Origin of the sequence: Bradyrhizobium cenepequi, assembly GCF_020329485.1 — a bacterium.
Classification (GTDB): domain Bacteria; phylum Pseudomonadota; class Alphaproteobacteria; order Rhizobiales; family Xanthobacteraceae; genus Bradyrhizobium; species Bradyrhizobium cenepequi.
The window spans coordinates 1-1,050 of record NZ_JAGKJI010000156.1; the positions used below are offsets into that span (position 1 = coordinate 1).

Sequence of the window (1,050 nt, forward strand, 5' to 3'; positions counted from 1 at the left end):
GCGGCGGATTGACCAGCTGTTCACGGCCTGGCCGTTCCTGGGCTCGCGGCGGATGAGGGCGATGCTCAATGGCGAAGGCTGTGGCATCAATCGCAAGCGCGTGCAGCGGTTGATGCGCAAGATGGGCATCGCGGCGCTGGGACCAAAGCCCAGAACCACCAAGCCGGCGCCGGGGCACAAGATCTTCCCGTATCTGCTGCGCCATAGGGTGATCGACCGGTCGAATCAAGTGTGGGCGGCCGATATCACCTATGTGCCGATCGGCCAGGGCTTTCTGTATCTGGTGGCGATCATCGATTGGGCGAGCCGTGCGGTGCTGGCCTGGCGCCTGTCGAACACGATGGACACATCGTTCCGCGTGTCTGCGCTCGAAGAGGCCTTGGCGCGCTTCGGCCGGCCTGAGAGCTCAGCGCGATGCGAAGCATCGTCGCGACAATACCGACCAGGGCAGCCAGTTCACCAGCGCCGCCTTCACCGCCACGCTGGCCGCCGCCGGCGTCAGGATCTCGATGGACGGTCGCGGGCGTTGGATGGACAACGTGTTCATCGAGCGGCTGTGGCGCTCGCTCAAATACGAGGACATCTATCTCAAGGGTTATTCGGACGGCCACGAGGCCAAAGCCGGAATCGCCCGATGGATCGAATTTTACAACCGCGCATCAGAACACCCATTTGTCTATGTTGTTGAAGGGAAGAGACTTTGCTGGCCGCGAGCTGGTCCCGCGGGGCGTCTCACATTGTTGCGCGCCCGCTCGACGATCGACTTGGCGGCATCGGTCGCAAGCGCGGCCCGCGCAAATATCCAAACGCCATCCGGCAGCGGGCGGCTCGCCTTGATCTCGCCGGCCTCGGCCGCTCGCCGCAGCGTCTTGGACGCTATGTTGAGGATGCGCGCGGCGTCAGAGAGATTGAGCCACGGCTCAACGCCATCCACGGCGGCCTGGAAGACCGGAATGCGATGGTGCGAACGCAACGACGTGACACGTTCGCGAGTCCAACGGTTGCCGTAGCCGGTTTTGAGTCCGTTGCGATTGAGAAGGCCAGCGATCA

General features: G+C 63.4%; 1 protein-coding gene and 1 pseudogene. One reads left to right on the forward strand and one right to left on the reverse strand.

Translation table 11 applies throughout. The annotated features are described in order from the left end of the window. Positions 1-668: pseudogene (locus J6497_RS40640) on the forward strand (IS3 family transposase); the annotation flags it as partial. Between the two features lie 8 nt (positions 669-676). Here J6497_RS40640 and J6497_RS40645 read toward each other — a convergent pair. Then, positions 677-1,050: helix-turn-helix domain-containing protein (locus J6497_RS40645; RefSeq protein WP_376708352.1), on the reverse strand; the 374-nt coding region annotated here is incomplete at its 5' end.